Below are 15,125 nucleotides of genomic sequence, written 5' to 3'. Positions count from 1 at the left end.
GGGTCAGAGCAGCAACTGGCTCAGCACCGCCCGCAGCTTGCCCGGCTTCACCGGCTTGTTCAGCAGCGGCGCGCCGAGGGCCTGGAGGTTGCGCCGGCACTCGTCGCTGCGGTCAGCAGTGATCATCACCGCCGGAATGGCCCGGCCGAACTGCCCGCGCAGTGCCTGCACCACCTCGCAACCGGTCACGCCATGGTCGAGGTGGTAGTCGGCGAGGATCGCCTCCGGCGCGACGCCACCCAGGTTGCCCAGGGCGCTCTCCAGGTCGGGCGCGGTCACCACCTCACAACCCCACTGGCCCAGCAGCGCGGCCATGCTGTGGAGGATGCTCGCCTCGTTATCCAGCACCAACAGGCGCCGGCCCGGCAGCGGGTCGCCGGTCTGCGGGCGCACGGGGGCGTCCTCGCGGCGCGCCGGCAGCACCTCCGCCAGCGGCACCTCGATGGAAAACACCGAACCCCGCCCCGGCTGTGAACGCACGGCAATGGGACAGCCGAGGATGCCGGCGATGCGGTCGACGATGGCCAACCCCAGGCCCACGCCCTTGCGTTCGGCGGCGCGGCCACGGTCCAGCTGGTTGAACTCGAGGAAGATTGCCTGCAGCTGGTCCGCCGGAATGCCCCGGCCGCTGTCCCACACCTCCAGCCGCACCCGGTCGCCCCGGCGGCGGCAGCCCAGCAGCACGCGGCCGCGCTCGGTGTAGCGGCAGGCATTGCTGAGGAAGTTGCGCAGGATGCGCGTCAGCAGGCGGATATCGGTGCTCACCGCCAGCCCCTTGGGAATGCGCGCGCGCAGCTGCAACCCGGCGGACTGGGCAACGCTCTGGAACTCCGAGGCCAGCGGCGCCAGCAACTCGTCCAGGCGATAGGCGTCAATGTCCGGGCGGATCGCGCTCTGGTCCAGCTTGGAGATTTCCAGCAGGTCGGTGAGCAGGTCCTCGGCGCCTTCCAGGGCCAGGTGGGTGCGCTCCACCAGCAGTTGCTCGGCGCCGGGCAGGCTGCGCTCGCGCAGGGTCGAAACCAGCAGTCGCGCGGCGTTCAGCGGCTGCAGCAGGTCGTGGCTGGCGGCGGCCAGGTACTTGTCCTTGCTCTGGTTGGCAGCCTCGGCGGCGTCCCGCGCCTCGCGCAGCTGGCCGTTCAGGGTCTGCAGCTCCAGGGTGCGCGCCGCCACCCGCTGCTCCAGTTCGTCGTTGAGGGTCTGCAGGCGCTGCTGGGCGAGGATGCGCTCGGTGATGTCGGCGACGAAGCCTTCGAACAGCCCCTCCTCGTCCGGCTTCAGCAGCAGGTTCATCAGCACGTCCACATGGCTGCCATCCTGGCGACGCAGGCGCGTCTCGTAGCCGATCAACCCCTGTTGGCGCTGCAGCTCGGCACGGATGTGCACCAGCTCCGCCTCACCGCCAACGAACAGGTGGCTGGCCAGGTCGGTCAGCGACCACAGCAGTTGCTCCGGCGAGTCGTAGCCGAGCATCCGCGCCAGCGCCGGGTTGGCCGCGCGCAGGCCCTCCTGCAGGCTGGCCTGGAAGATGCCGTGCACCGCGTGCTCGAACAGCCACTTGTAGCGGTTGCGCTCGGTCTCCAGCTCCTCCAGGCGGCTCAGCAGCTCGGGGTAATGGCTCTTGCGCGCCGAGTGGCTGCCCAGCCCGAGCAGCGCCTGGCGCTGCTCCTCAGAGGGCCTCGGCATACACCACCTCGACATCCCGCTGGCTCGACTCGCGCGGGTTGGTGAGGATGCAGGGGTCCTCCATCGCATGGCGCGACAGGAAGGGGATGTCGGAGGTGGAAACGCCGTGCAGCTTCAGCGTCTCGTGGAAGCCCACCGACTGCTTGAAGGCGATCAGGTGTTCCACCAGGCGCTGGCGGATCTGGTTGTGGTTGAGCCCGCGCGGGTCGATGCCCAGGGTCTCGGCCACCATGCGGAAGCGCTCCGGCGCGGCGCTGTAGTTGAAGGCCACCACATGCTCCACCAGCGCCGCGTTGCACATGCCATGGGGCAGGTCGAGGAAGCCGCCGAGGCTGTGGGACATGGCGTGCACCGCCCCGAGAATGGCGTTGGAGAAGGCCAGCCCCGCCTGCATGCTGCCGAGCATGATCTTCTCGCGCAGGGCGATGTCGTCCGGCGTGGCGATCATCTGCACCAGGTTGCCGTTGATCAGGCGCATGGCCTCCAGCGCGTGGGTGTCGGTGAGCGGCCCGCTGCCGGTGGAAACGAAAGCCTCGATGGCGTGCACCAGCGCGTCGATGCCGGTACAGGCGGAGAGGAAGGGGTCCATGCTCAGGGTGGTTTCCGGGTCGATCAGCGACACGTCCGGCACCACCGCCTTGCTGACGATGGAGAACTTCATGCGCTCGGCCTGGTTGGAGATGATCACGAACTGCGACACGTCCGCCGAGGTGCCGGCGGTGGTGGGGATAAGGATCAGCGGCGGGCTCGGCACGCGGATGGTGTCCACCCCCTCGAACTCGAGGATGCAGCGGTTGTGGGCGACCATGATGCCGATGCCCTTGGCGCAATCCATCGGGCTGCCGCCGCCCACCGCGACTATCACGTTGCAGCCCTCGCTGCGGTAGAAATCCGCCCCCAGGCGCACCTCTTCCACACGCGGGTTGGGCGAGACCTGGGTGAACAGGCAGTAGTCGATGCCCTGGGCCTGCAGGCTGGCCTCCACATCGGCGACCCAGCCGGCGGCCAGCACGCCGGGGTCGGACACCACCAGCACCTTGCGCGCACCGAAGGTGCTCGCGTAGTTGCCGACGTTATGCCGGCAGCCGGCGCCGAAGATGATTTCGGGGGACACGAATTTACGCAGTTGGCTGATGTCGTGGCGCATGAATCCGCCTGATCGTTCTTGTTATGGGATGGGAAGCAGACTACTGGAATCAGGGGCGTTTTCAATCCGACCAATGGGTGCCAGCCGATTGCGAGTCGCCCGTTTCAGTGCTTGTGAACCTCCCACCCCATCGCCATGCGATCAGAGCAACCGCCGATAGAACCCGTACTCCGCCTCCAGCGCATGGGCGAGATTGGCCGCCTGGCGGAAGCCGTGGCCTTCGTCGGGGTAGAGGTGCACCTCCACCTCGCGGCCCCGCTGGCGCAGGGCGTCGACCATGGAACAGGTTTGCGCGGGGACGACCACGGCGTCGCGGCCGCCCTGGAAGAAGATCAGCGGCACCTCGATGTCATCCAGGCGCTGCAGCGGGGTGCGCTGGCGGTAGCGCTCGGCGTCGAGGTCGGGGTCGCCGATCAGCCAGTCGAGGTAGTCGGCCTCGAACTTGTGGGTGACCCGGCGCAGGGCCAGCGGGTCGCTGACCCCGTAGAGGCTGGCGCCGCCACGGAAGGCGCGGCTGTCGGCCAGGGCCAGCAGGGCGCTGTAGCCGCCGGCGCTGCCGCCGCGGATAAAGGCCCGTGCGCCGTCGGTACGCCCGTCGGCGGCCAGGTGGGCGACCGCCGCGCAGGCGTCCTCCACCTCGATGCGCCCCCACTCGCCACGCAGGCGCTGGCGGTAGGCGCGGCCGTAGCCGCTGCTGCCCCGGTAGTTGAGGTCGAGCACGGCGAAGCCGCGCTGGGTCCAGAACTGGATGCGCGGGTCGAACTGCGGGTAGCAGGCGGATGTCGGCCCACCGTGCATGAACACCAGCAATGGCGGGCGCTCGTCGGCCGGGCCGCGCACCTCGGCATGGCGTGGCGGGTAGAAGAAGCCATGGGCGCGCTCGCCCTGGCCGCTGTCGAAGCCCAGGGGCTCGGGGCGTGACAGCTGCGCCTCGCCCAGCGGTTGCTCGCCGCCGGCCAGTACCTCGACGCGACCGTCCACGCGGTCGATGGCGATCACCGCCGGCAGCCGGTCCGGCGCCGTGGCGATGGCATAGAAATGGGCCTCGTCGGCTGCCAGGGCGCGGAAGCGGCTGAAAGCGTCGGCCAGGCGTCGCTCCCCCGCCCCGCCCTGCTCCGCCAGCACGCCGAAGCCCTGCTCGAAGCGGCTCGACAGCAACCCACCCGCCTCCAGCGGCAACCAGGTGCAGGCGCCCAGTTGCCAGGGCGCGGCGGCGTGGTCGGCCTCGGCACACCCCGCCACCGGACGCCAGCCCCGGGTGGATTCCTCCCAGGGTTGCCAGCCGGCGTGGCGGTCGCTCAGGCACAGCAAACGACCATCGGCGGCGAAGCGCGGCTGCTGCAGGGATTCGCCGCCTGCGGCACCGGCCAGCACGCGGTGCCCTTGCCAGTTGCCCCTGTCGTCGCGCTGCGCCTCGCACAGGCGGGTCTCGGTCCAGGGTTGCTCGGGGCGGTCCCACTCGATCCAGGCCAGGCGTTGGCCGGTGCCGTCCAGCACCGGGGCGGCGTAGAAGTCGGCGCCCTCGGCAATCACCGAGCGGGTGCCATCGGCCAGGGCGATGCTCACCAGGCGGTTGCGCACCGCCTCACCACCGTGACGCTCTTCCACTGCCAGCAACGCTTCGCCCTGGGCGTCGAATTGCAGGTCGCCGAAGCGGCTGCCGGGCTGCCGCGTCAGTGGCCGAGGCGCGCCGTCGACGCGCTGGAGATAAAGCTGCTGGTCCGCCTCGTTGACGAAGGCGACACCCTCGGCGGTGGGGCAGAAGGCGCCGCCGCCGTACTCGTGCACCCGGCTGCGCAGGGAGAAGCCCGCCGGTGTCAGGCAGCGCGCCTCACCGTGGCGCCACAACCAGAGGGTGGTGCGCGCGTCCGCCGGGTCGAACTGGCTCCACAGCAGGCCGTGGGCGCAGCGTTTCAGCTCGGCGAAATCGTGGCTGGCCGCTGCCGCATCGAGGGCGCTGAAGGTGCTGGGCCAGGTGCCGTAGGGGGCGATGGGCATCGGGATTCCTCCTGCGGCGAAGGCTCAGGCCTTGGCGATCAGCTGCGCATTGCCCGGGTTGCGGAACACCAGTTCGCCCATCCCCCGTGGCGCCTCCTCGGCCTGGCGGCGGGCGTCGAGGATGATGCCGTGGTGCGCCGACTTGCTGCACACCGGGTCGGCGTTGGCGGCATCCCCGGTGAGCATGAAGGCCTGGCAGCGGCAGCCGCCGAAGTCGCGGTCCTTCTCGTCGCAGGAGCGGCACGGCTCGGGCATCCAGGCATCGCCACGGAAGCGGTTGAAGCCGAAGGAGTGCTGCCAGATGTGGCGGATGCTGTGCTCGCGCACATTGGGGAACTGCACCGGCAGCTGCCGTGCGCTGTGGCAGGGCAAGGCGGTGCCGTCGGGGGTGATGTCGAGGAACAGGTTGCCCCAGCCGTTCATGCAGGCCTTGGGGCGCTCCTCGTAGTAGTCCGGGGTGACGAAGATCAGCTTGCAGGGGTGGTTCTGGGCCGCCAGCTTGTCCCGGTAGGCGTTGGTGATGGCCTCGGCGCGCTCCAGCTGCTCGCGGGTCGGCAGCAGGCCGGCGCGGTTGAGCTCGGCCCAGCCGTAGAACTGGCAGGTGGCGAGTTCGACGAAGTCCGCCTCCAGCTCCAGGCACAGGTCGATGATGCGCTCGATGTTGTCGATGTTGTGCCGGTGGGTGACGAAGTTGAGCACCATCGGGTAGCCCGCCGCCTTCACCGCCCGGGCCATGGCCAGCTTCTGGGCGAAGGCCTTGCGCGAGCCGGCCAGCAGGTTGTTCACCTCCTCGTCGGCAGCCTGGAAGCTGATCTGGATATGGTCCAGCCCCGCCTCGGCGAACTCGGCGATACGCGTCTCGGTGAGGCCGATGCCGGAAGTGATCAGGTTGGTGTAATAGCCCATGCCGCGTGCCGCGCGGATCAGCTCGGCCAGGTCCTGGCGAACCAGCGGCTCGCCACCGGAAAATCCCAACTGCGCCGCCCCCAGCTCACGGGCCTGGCGGAACACCTCGATCCACTCGGCGGTGGACAGCTCCGCGCCCTGGCGGTCGAAATCCAGGGGGTTGGAGCAATACGGGCACTGCAGCGGGCAGCGATAGGTCAGTTCGGCCAGCAGCCATAAAGGTGGGCCGGGCTGGCGGGCCGTGCCAAGCGGTTCAACGCAACTCGATCCAGAACTGAGCACTGGCCACCTCCATGAACGCGAGGATGTCCTCGTCCACCCCCGGCACATCGGGGAAGCGCCCGGTGAGGTCGTCGATGATGGCGGCGACGCTGCGCTGGCCGTCGATCAGCTTGAGGATTTCGCTGGCGCTCTCGTTGAGCTTGATCATGCCTTCCGGGTAGAGCAGCACGTGGCAGCCCTGGGCCGGCTCGAACTGGAAGCGGAAGCCCCGGCGCAGTTGCGGGGTCTTCGATTGCAGCACCTCGCTCATTGCCCCAGCCCCCGGTGCCAGACCCGCTCGCGGGTCACCGTGTGGTAGGGCGGGCGCTCCAGCTCGTAGGCCATGCTCATGGCGTCGAGCATGCTCCACAGCACGTCGAGCTTGAACTGCAGGATCTCCAGCATGCGCGCCTGCTGCTCCACCGTGCGGTAGTGCGCCAGGGTGATGCGCAGGCCGTGCTCCACATCGCGCCGGGCCTGGGACAGGCGCGAGCGGAAGTAGTCGTAGCCGGCCGGGTCGATCCAGGGGTAATGGGTGGGCCAGGCGTCCAGCCGCGACTGGTGGATCTGCGGCGCGAAGAGTTCGGTCAGCGAGCTGCTCGCCGCCTCCTGCCAGCTGGCGCGGCGGGCGAAGTTGACGTAGGCGTCCACGGCGAAGCGCACCCCCGGCAGCACCAGCTCCTGGGACAGCACCTGCTCGCGGTCCAGCCCCACCGCCTCGGCCAGGCGCAGCCAGGCTTCGATGCCGCCCGCCTCGCCCGGTGCGCCGTCGTGGTCCTGGATGCGCTGGATCCATTCGCGGCGGGTGTCGCGGTCCGGGCAGTTGGCGAGAATCGTCGCATCCTTCAGCGGGATGCACACCTGGTAGTAGAAGCGGTTGGCCACCCAGCCCTGGATCTGCTCGCGGCTGGCGCGGCCCTGGTACATGGCCACATGGAAGGGGTGGTGGATGTGGTAGTAGGCGCCCTTGGCGCGCAGTGCCTGTTCGAATTGCTCGGGACTCATGGCGGTCTGTTGCATGGACAGCTCCTTGTTATGCGCCACCGGCTCAGAGGCGGATGGCCATGCCATCGCGGGCCACTTCGATGCCGCGCGCGTCCAGTTCGGCGCGCTCGGCGGAATCGGCATCGAGGATGGGGTTGGTGTTGTTGATGTGGATGAGTACCCGGCGCTTGTCCTGAAGGCCGCCCAGCACCTCCAGCATGCCGCCGGGGCCGCTCTGCGGCAGGTGGCCCATCTCGCTGCCGAGCTTGTCGCCCACCTCGCACAGGCGCATCTCGTCGTCGCGCCAGAGCGTGCCGTCCACCAGCAGGCAGTCGGCGCGGCGCATCCAGCCCAGCAGCGCCTCGTCAACCTGGCCCAGGCCCGGCGCATAGAACAGCGAGCCGCCGGTGCGCAGGTCCTCGACGAACAGGCCGATGTTGTCGCCCGGGTGCGGGTTGCCCCGGTGCGGCGAATAGGGCGGCGCGCTGCTGCGCAGGGCGATGGCGGTGAAGCGCAGCCCCGGGCAGGCGGGAATGGTGAAGGGCTCGCCGTCCAGGGCGATGGGGTTCCAGGCCAGACCGCCGTTCCAGTGCTGCAGCATGGTGAACAGCGGGAAGCCGCTGGTCAGGTCCTGGTGGACCATCTCCGTGCACCACACCGAATGCGGGCAGCCCTCGCGCAGGGTCAGCAGGCCGGTGACGTGGTCGATCTGGCTGTCCATCAGCAGCACGGCGGCGATGGCCGTGTCGCGCAGGCGCCGGGCCGGCTGCAACGTCGGGAAGGCCTCGATCTGCGCGCGAATGTCGGGGGAGGCGTTGCACAGCACCCAGTTGACCCCGTCATCGCTCAGGGCGATGGAGGACTGGGTGCGCGCCTCGGCGTTGAGGGTGCCGGCGCGCAGGCCGGCGCAGTTGCGGCAGTTGCAGTTCCACTGCGGAAAGCCCCCGCCGGCGGCGGAGCCGAGAATCTGGATATGCATGGGAACCCCTGTCGGGAAGCCCCGGCGGACCGGGGCAAGGACGATCAGCGGTTGGCGAAGTACATGGTCACTTCGAAGCCGATGCGCAGGTCGGTATAGGCGGGTTTAGTCCACATGGGTCGTTCCTCTTCTTATGGCGCCGGAGAATTCCGGCAGGTTTGAGTTAACCACCAGGCCCGACACCCCCGAATGCTACTTTCGAACGAGTTCCGGTCCTGATTTGGTAGCGTGCGTGCGACAGCTGTGCGCCCGCCCGCTACAGCTGTCGCATTTCTGCGACGGCTGCCCACGCGCCCCACACGGCACGGCCTGGCGACGAAGTGCCCTGGACCGGGCCTTGCGGCGGCGACTGAAGCTTTCGGCATGTGCCTTGCTGTATCCGTGCCATCTCCGACGGATGGATAACTGCAGGCAACTGCTCTGCGGTCTATGGTTGGAGCGTCCGGCCGGGCTGCCGGTTCGACCAAAACAACAAGACGCCGAGGCGCGCCCCCAGGGGCGACCATCGGCCAACGGGAGTGCCTATGACCTTGCATGCCTCGGAGACCAGCGCCAGCGAACTCGCGGCCTTCGTCGACCACCATTTCTCCGGGCGCGGCATCCGCCCCGACGGGCTCATCGCCCAGTCCTGGTACCGCAGCGTCACCCAGCACCGCCTCAACCCACGCGGGCGCGGCGAGAAGAACATCCTCACCGCCGCCGAGATCCGCCAGCACCAGGCCCAGCACCAGGAATACCTGGCCATCGCCAGCCAGGGCGTCACCGGCCTCGCCCGCCGTGTGGTGCAGGCCGGCTTCGCGGTGCTGCTCAGCGACGAGGACGGCATCACCCTGGATGCGCGGCTGCCCGCCGAGCGCGACCTCTACACCCAGTCCGGCCTGATCGTCGGCGCCCGCTGGGATGAATCCGTGGCCGGCACCAACGGCATCGGCACCGCCCTGGCGGCCGGCCAGGCGCTGACCATCCACCGCCAGGAACACTTCCTCACCTCCAATGCGCGGCTGAGCTGCTCGGTGTCGCCGATCTTCGATGCCCAGGGCCACCTGCGCGGCTGCCTCAACGCCACCTGCCTGAACAGCGACGGGCCCAAGGAGGCGCAGTACCTGACCCTGCAACTGGTGATCATGTACGCCCGATTGATCGAGAACGCCCACTTCCGCCAGAGCTACCGCGACCGCCTGACCCTGGCCATCAAGCCCCGTGACGACATCACCGACCTGGCCAACGAACAGCTGCTGGCCCTCGATGAACAGGGCCGGGTGATCGGTGCCAACCGCGCCGCCTTCGTCGCCTACGAAGAGACCCAGGGCAGCGCCCTGCTCGGCCGGCGCATCGACAGCCTGCTGCCGGCCGACGTCGATGAGCTGCTCAGCCTCACCAGCGGCGGCGCCCGTGGCGTGCGCCTGCGCGCCCTGCAGGGCGAGGCGCTGGTGGACGTCGGCCTGCGCATTCCCGCCGGGCACCTGCGCCCCGCCACGCCCGCTCCGCAGGTGCGCACACCGGCCAGCGAGCACCCCAATCTGGAACGCCTGGGCGGCGGCGACCCGCAGTTGCAACAGGGCGTGCGGCGCATCCGCAAGGTGATCGACAAGGGCATCCCCATCCTCATCACCGGCGAGACCGGCACCGGCAAGGAGGCCTTCGCCCGCGCCATACACCAGGCCAGCGCCCGGCGTGCCGGGCCCTTCGTGGCGCTCAACTGCGCGGCGATCCCGGAGACGCTGATCGAGAGCGAACTGTTCGGCTACCGCGGCGGCAGCTTCACCGGCGCCAGCAAGAAAGGCATGAAGGGCAAGCTGGAGCTGGCCAACGGCGGCACCCTGTTCCTCGACGAGATCGGCGACATGCCCGCCCACCTGCAGACGCGCCTGCTGCGCGTGCTGGCCGAGCGCGAAATCTTCCCCCTGGGCGCCGAAGCACCAGTGCCGCTGGATGTGCAGGTGGTCTCCGCCACCCACCAGGACCTGGCCGGGATGATCCAGGCCAAGCTGTTCCGCGAGGACCTGTTCTACCGCCTCAGCGGCATGACCCTGGCCCTGCCGGCCCTGCGCGAACGCAGCGACCGCGCCGAGCTGATCGAGGCCCTGCTCGCCGCCCAACCCGGCGCCGAGGGGCTGCGCCTGGACGAAGCGGCCCGCCAGCGCCTGCTCGCCCATCCCTGGCCGGGGAATATCCGCCAGTTGCTCAATGCCCTGCGTTACGCGGTGGCCCTGGCCGAGGACGGCGTGATCGACTGCGACTGCCTGCCCGCCGAACTGCATCAGGCCGCCCTCCCCGCCACGCTCGCGCCACGCACCGAAAGCCCCGCCAGCCTCGCCGGCCAGCTGGGCGACGACGAGGCCCGGCACCTGCTGGCCACCCTGCGCCAGCACCGCTGGAACATCAGCGCCGCGGCCGAGGCCTCGGGCATTTCCCGCTCCACGCTGTACCGCAAGATGAAGAAACACGGCATCGTCCAGCCCAATGAAATGTTCTGATCCGTAGGGGCGAATTCATTCGCCCAGCCTGTAGCCCGGGCTTCAGCCCGGGAGAGGGGGGATTCCCGGACTGAAGTCCGGGCTACGGAGGCCCGTGCGGTTCGTGGCACCCCGTTCCCCCCTCCCCTCACCTCACTCCTGGATGTACACCACGTGGGTGTGGGTGAACTCGTACAGCCCGTGCTTGCCGTCCGCACCACCGATGCCGGATTTGCGCGTGCCGGCGTGGTAGCCCTGCATGGCCTCGAAGTTCTCGCGGTTGACGTAGGTCTCGCCGAAGTCGATCTCGCGGCTGGCCTTCAGCGCCGCGCCGAGGCTGCGGGTGTAGATGGATGAGGTCAGGCCGTACTCACTGTCGTTGGCCAGGGCGATGGCTTCGTCGAGGTCGTCGACGATCTGGATCGGCAGCACCGGGCCGAAGATCTCCTTGCGCATGATCTCCATGTCCGCCTTGCAGCCGGCCAGCACCGTGGGCTGGTAGTGGAAGCCCTTGCCCTTGTCGGCCACGGCGCCGCCGGTCACCACCTGGGCACCCTGGCCCTGGGCGGTGCGCACCATCTGCGCGACCTTGTCGAGGCCGGCCTGGTTGATCAGCGGGCCCATGTCCAGCTCGGCGTTTTCGGAGGGGTCGCCGTAGCGGGTGGCGGCCATGGCCGAGGCGATCTTGTCGATGAAGGCATCGGCCACCTTGCGCTCCACGTAGACGCGCTCGGCGCAGTTGCACACCTGCCCGGTGTTGATCACCCGCGAGGCGGTGATGGCGGTCACCGCCAGGTCCAGGTCGGCGTCGGCGAGGACAATGGCCGGGGCCTTGCCGCCCAGCTCCAGGTTGAGCTTGGTGATGTTCGGCGCGGCGGCGGCCATGATCCGCGCGCCGGTGCCGACGCTGCCGGTAAAGCTGATCAGGTCCACGCCCGCGTGGCTGGTGAGGCTGTGGCCAACGCTGGCGCCGCGCCCGCCAACGACGTTGAACACACCGCTGGGCAGGTCGGTCTCGGCCACCAGGCGGGCGAATTCGTAGCAGTTGATCGGCGTCTCTTCGCTGGGCTTGATGACGATGGTGTTGCCGGTCAGCAGGGCCGGCGCCATCTTCCGGGCGATGAGGAAGAACGGGAAGTTCCACGGCAGGATGCCGGCCACCACACCCAGCGGCTTGCGCAGCAGGAACACGTGCTCGTTGACCCGGTCGCTGGTCAGCACCTCGCCTTCCAGACGGCGTGCCCACTCGGCCATGTAGTCCAGGTAATCGGCGGTGAAGTCGACTTCCACCCGCGCCAGCGCCGGGACCTTGCCCTGCTCGCGGGTGATGATCCTAGCCAGGCGCTCGGCATTGGCGCGCACCTTGGCGGCGATCTGGCGCAGGTAGCCGGCACGCTCGATGGCCGGCTTGGCGGCCCAGGCCTTCTGCGCGCCACGGGCAGCGGCGATGGCGCGCTCCACCTGCTCGATGGGGGATTCCGGCACCCGCGCCAGCAGCTCGGCGTTGGCCGGGTTGTGCACCTCGATGTGCTGGTCGCTGCCGACGAAGGCGTTGGCGATGTAGTTCTGGTAGAGGGGGGTCTCGGTCATGGTCGCTCTCGCTTGCTTTCAGGGAGTGGAACGGGCGGGCATCCGGCCCGCCCGGCGGATCACTTGGCGCTGAAGCGCGTCCAGGCGTCGCCTTCCTGCTTCAGGTCATGGGCGCGCTTGATCAGGTACTGGCGGATCTGCTCGACCTCGGCGGCGTTGAACGCCTCGGCGAAGGACGGCATGCCGTCGGGCACGCGACCGCCATAGAGGATGCCGAGGAACATCTGGTGCTTCTCGCTCGTCAGCTTGCGCAGGTCCGGCAGCACGCCGCCGCTCACCGCATGGATGCCGTGGCACTGCGAGCAATGGCCGTCGTAGAGCTTGGCGCCGGCCTCCACATCCGCAGCGCTGGCGGTCAGCGGCGGCGGCTGCGGGGCGTCGGCCGGCGGTGCCGGTTCCTGCAGCTTGGCGGTGCCGCCGAGCTTGTAGGTCAGCACCTGGGAGAACGGCTGCACGCCGGCCCGCAGGGACAGGGCCCCGGCGAAGGTGGAGAAGGCCCCGCCCCAGCCCGCCATGAAGGTCACGTACTGCTCGCCGTCGACGCTGTAGGTCACCGGTGCCGCCATCACGCCGCTGGCAGCGGGTTGCTCCCAGAGCTTCTTGCCGCTGTCGGCGGCGTAGGCGATCACCCGGCCATCGGCGCTGCCCTCGAACACCAGGTTGCCCGCGGTGCTCAGGGTGCCGCCGTTGAAGATGGTGACGTAGGGCACTTCCCAGGCCGGTTCCTGCTTCACCGGGTCCCAGGCGATCAGCTTGCCGGACCAGGTCTTGGCCATTTCCAGCAGGCCGTCCGGGCCCTCGGGCATCATCCCGGTCTTCAGGCCCAGCTGGTACATGCTCTTGAACGGGTTGCGCTTGGGCGCATCCGGGATGTGCTCGTAGTAGGCCGACATGATGTGCGCCGGGATGTACACCAGCCCGGTGTTGGGGTTGTAGGACATCGGGTGCCAGTCATGGGCGCCCCAGAAGGCCGGGGTCACCAGGTTGCGCTTGCCGTTCTTCCAGTAGGCGGCGTTCTCCTCGTCGACGATGGGCCGGCCGGTCTTCATGTCCATGCCCTTGGTCCAGTTCTGCGGCACGATGCCCTTGGCCGAGAGCAGCTCGCCGGTGGCGCGGTCGATGACGTAGAAGAAGCCGTTCTTCGGCGCCTGCATCAGCACCTTGCGCTGCTTACCCTCGATGGGCAGCTCGGCGAGGATCATGTGCTGGGTGGCGGTGAAGTCCCAGGCGTCGCCGGGGGTGGTCTGGTAGTGCCAGGCGTATTCGCCGGTGTCGGCGTTGACCGCGACTATGGAGGACAGGAACAGGTTGTCGCCCTTGGCCTGGCTGCGCCATTTCGGGTCCCACAGCGAACCGTTGCCGACGCCGATGTAGAGCAGGTTCAGCTCCGGGTCGAAGGCGAAGGAGTCCCAGGCGGTGCCACCGCCGCCCTGCTCGACGAAGGCGTCGCCGAACCAGGTCTTCTGGGCGATCTCCATGGCCTTGTCTTCCGGCGGCAGCTTGGGGTCGCCCGGCACGGTGAAGAAGCGCCAGGCCTGCTTGCCGGTCTCGGCGTCGTAGGCGGTGACATAGCCGCGCACGCCGAACTCGGCGCCGCCGTTGCCGATGATCACCTTGCCGTTCACCACGCGCGGCGCGCCGGTGATGGTGTAGCTGCGCTTCTTGTCGTTGCGCGTGTCCACCGACCAGACGCGCTTGCCGGTCTTGGCGTCGATGGCCTCCAGGCGGCCGTCGAGCACGCCGACGTAGATCTTGTCCTTCCACACCGCCACGCCACGGTTCACCGCGTCGCAGCAGGCCTCGCCGGCGCGGTTGCGGTCCGATTGCGGGTCGTACTTCCACAGCAGCTTGCCGTTGCGCGCATCCAGCGCGTAGACCACCGAGAACGGGCCGGTGGTGTACATCACCCCGTCCACCACGATGGGGGTGGCTTCCACGCCACGGTCCAGGTCGAGCTTGTAGCTCCAGGCCAGGCCGAGCTTGCCGACGTTGTTGTCGTTGATGGTCTTCAGCGGGCTGTAGCGCTGCTCGTCGTAGGTACGCCCGTGGCTCATCCAGTTACCGGGCTCCTGGTCGGCGGCGATGATGCGCTTGCCGTCCACGTCGGCCGCCCATGCGACCGAGGAACAGGCCACGCCCAGGGTGAGGGCGGCGATCAGGTGCTTGAAGGTCGAGGCGGCGGGCGGCGGCTCCGAGCCTCCGCTGCATTGCAGGCCAATGTGCTTCATCAGTGGGTCTCCGATTCTTATTAGGGCCGCAGCCTCGCGCCACGGTCCCAGCCCTATCGCAATGGCTGTGCCAGCGTTGCGCTGGATGGCTGCAGGGCCCGTGGCAGAAGGGTTTGACGGTTTTATCGGAGAGGCACCGCGAACCTCGCCAGGCGGGCACATGTCGCAGGTGCGGGACAGGCGCAACGAGAGGTGGAACAGCTGTGTCAGGGCCGTGGGAGCAACCCGTGGCGTAGGGTGGATGACGCTTCATCCATCCACCATTGCGGCGTCCAGCCCCACATAGTGGTTGCCGGCCTACACGCAACCGTAGGTTGGCGCCGAGCGCAGCGAGGCCCAACGGAGCGATGCCCGGCCTTGCGACGTTGGGCTTCGTACCTCAGCCCAACCTACGGAGACTCCGTGTTTAACGACCAACACCGCTTGGTGGATGAAAAAGCGCCATCCACCCTACGAATTACCGCGCCCGAACCAACCTCGGCGGTAGACCGGAACCTAGGGTGGATGACGCCTCACCCATCCACCATTGCGGCGTCCAGCCCCACATAGTGATTGCCGGCCTGCATGCAACCGTAGGTTGGCGCCGAGCGCAGCGAGGCCCAACGGAGCGACGCCCGACCGAGCCGCACATGCCGACCTGTGGGAGCGGCTTCAGCCGCGAAAGACCCGCCGCCAGCACGGGGCTTCGAGCGGCCGGATGCACCATCGCGAATGAATTCGCTCCCACGAAGTGGATAACCGATGGGCAAAAAAAGGCTATGTCTGCGTTAGCTGTTGCACTGGATAGCCGCCGAGCGATTCCTTCATACAAATCAACGGGTTGAGATCATTTCCATAACGCTCGAGCAGGCGTCGCCAGCCCAGGTAGTTCTCCAGGTACTTGGTCGCGACAC

Annotated in this window: 11 protein-coding genes and 1 pseudogene; 1 reads left to right on the top strand and 11 read right to left on the bottom strand. The window is 68.7% G+C overall.

Annotation, left to right across the window (positions count from 1 at the left end):
• Positions 1–3 precede the first annotated feature (3 nt).
• The 8 genes from RTW82_RS30510 to pqqA all read right to left on the bottom strand — a co-directional run bounded on the left by RTW82_RS30510 (position 4) and on the right by pqqA (position 8,074).
• Complete coding sequence (locus tag RTW82_RS30510; RefSeq protein WP_316927423.1) at positions 4–1,683, bottom strand: NahK/ErcS family hybrid sensor histidine kinase/response regulator; 1,680 nt, start codon at positions 1,681–1,683, stop codon at positions 4–6.
• Positions 1,667–2,830 carry an alcohol dehydrogenase-like regulatory protein ErcA gene (gene ercA, locus RTW82_RS30505; RefSeq protein WP_271658508.1) on the bottom strand — a complete coding sequence of 388 codons (1,164 nt, stop codon included), beginning with the start codon at positions 2,828–2,830 and terminating at the stop codon, positions 1,667–1,669. The genes RTW82_RS30510 and ercA overlap by 17 nt, the downstream gene beginning before the upstream one ends.
• A 141-nt stretch (positions 2,831–2,971) precedes the next feature.
• Entirely contained in the window at positions 2,972–4,828 is a 1,857-nt protein-coding gene (locus tag RTW82_RS30500; RefSeq protein WP_316927422.1) for a S9 family peptidase, read from the bottom strand.
• A gap of 24 nt (positions 4,829–4,852) precedes the next feature.
• Positions 4,853–6,016 (bottom strand): pyrroloquinoline quinone biosynthesis protein PqqE, encoded by a 1,164-nt coding sequence (pqqE, locus tag RTW82_RS30495; RefSeq protein ID WP_316927421.1) that lies wholly within the window; start codon positions 6,014–6,016, stop codon positions 4,853–4,855.
• Complete coding sequence (gene pqqD, locus RTW82_RS30490) at positions 5,988–6,266, bottom strand: pyrroloquinoline quinone biosynthesis peptide chaperone PqqD (RefSeq protein ID WP_043241947.1); 279 nt, start codon at positions 6,264–6,266, stop codon at positions 5,988–5,990. Before pqqD ends, pqqE begins: the two co-directional genes overlap by 29 nt.
• Positions 6,263–7,015, bottom strand: a complete 753-nt coding sequence (pqqC, locus tag RTW82_RS30485; protein ID WP_316927420.1) for a pyrroloquinoline-quinone synthase PqqC — start codon at positions 7,013–7,015, stop codon at positions 6,263–6,265. The genes pqqD and pqqC overlap by 4 nt, the downstream gene beginning before the upstream one ends.
• Positions 7,016–7,043: 28 nt before the next feature.
• Complete coding sequence (gene pqqB / locus RTW82_RS30480) at positions 7,044–7,958, bottom strand: pyrroloquinoline quinone biosynthesis protein PqqB (protein ID WP_265169318.1); 915 nt, start codon at positions 7,956–7,958, stop codon at positions 7,044–7,046.
• 44 nt (positions 7,959–8,002) lie between these two features.
• Entirely contained in the window at positions 8,003–8,074 is a 72-nt protein-coding gene (gene pqqA, locus RTW82_RS30475; RefSeq protein WP_003243383.1) for a pyrroloquinoline quinone precursor peptide PqqA, read from the bottom strand.
• A gap of 408 nt (positions 8,075–8,482) precedes the next feature.
• Here pqqA and RTW82_RS30470 point away from each other — a divergent pair, with 408 nt between their 5' ends.
• Entirely contained in the window at positions 8,483–10,435 is a 1,953-nt protein-coding gene (locus RTW82_RS30470; RefSeq protein ID WP_316927419.1) for a sigma-54-dependent Fis family transcriptional regulator, read from the top strand.
• A 132-nt stretch (positions 10,436–10,567) separates the two neighbouring features.
• Here the strand turns inward: RTW82_RS30470 and aldA are convergent, their stop codons facing one another.
• The 3 genes and pseudogenes from aldA to RTW82_RS30455 all read right to left on the bottom strand — a co-directional run.
• Positions 10,568–12,004: an aldehyde dehydrogenase gene (gene aldA / locus RTW82_RS30465; protein WP_316927418.1), complete on the bottom strand. Its 1,437-nt coding sequence runs from the start codon at positions 12,002–12,004 to the stop codon at positions 10,568–10,570.
• A gap of 59 nt (positions 12,005–12,063) precedes the next feature.
• Positions 12,064–14,232 (bottom strand): PQQ-dependent dehydrogenase, methanol/ethanol family, encoded by a 2,169-nt coding sequence (locus RTW82_RS30460; RefSeq protein WP_316927417.1) that lies wholly within the window; start codon positions 14,230–14,232, stop codon positions 12,064–12,066.
• Between the two features lie 756 nt (positions 14,233–14,988).
• Positions 14,989–15,125 (bottom strand): annotated as a pseudogene (locus tag RTW82_RS30455) (IS1595 family transposase); the annotation flags it as partial.

The organism is Pseudomonas sp. zfem005, assembly GCF_032621735.1.
GTDB classification, from domain to species: Bacteria; Pseudomonadota; Gammaproteobacteria; order Pseudomonadales; family Pseudomonadaceae; genus Metapseudomonas; species Metapseudomonas solani.
The sequence above is the reverse complement of the archived record's forward strand: the minus strand, read 5'-3'. Positions and strand labels throughout refer to the sequence as shown.